The sequence below is a fragment of the Vogesella mureinivorans genome (assembly GCF_007644035.1).
GTDB classification, from domain to species: Bacteria; Pseudomonadota; Gammaproteobacteria; order Burkholderiales; family Chromobacteriaceae; genus Vogesella; species Vogesella mureinivorans.
On record NZ_VMTV02001062.1, the window covers coordinates 1 to 434 of the forward strand.

General features: G+C 70.0%; 1 protein-coding gene. It reads right to left on the reverse strand.

Annotated elements, in window-relative coordinates:
- Window positions 1-434: DEAD/DEAH box helicase family protein (locus tag FLQ44_RS22750; RefSeq protein WP_206209126.1), on the reverse strand; the 434-nt coding region annotated here is incomplete at both ends.

Consider the following 434-nt stretch of genomic DNA (forward strand, 5'->3'; position numbering starts at 1 on the left):
GTGCTTCGAGCAGGGCTTCGGTGACCTGCGACAGCGCGAGATGCCGGTCCGACTCGGCCATGAAGGCATCGAGGTCGGCATAGCGCGCGGGGTCGAGCAGGCGCAGGCGGGCGAAGTGGCCGCTGCGGCCAAGCTGCTCCGGGGTCGCAGTCAGCAGGATCACGCCCGCGGTGGCCTGTGCCAGGCTCTCGACCAGGCTGTACTCGCGGCTCGGCGCCTCGGGCGCCCAGGCGAGGTGATGGGCCTCGTCGACCACCAGCAGGTCCCAGCCCGCTTCGAGCAGCTGCTGGGCGCGCTTCCTCGAGTGCGCCAGCCAGCCGACCGAGGCGATCACGCACTGCTCGTCCTCGAAGGGATTGCAGGTGGTGTCGACCTCGGTGATCGCTTCGCAGCGCTCCTCGTCGAACAGGGCGAAGCGCAGGTTGAAGCGACGC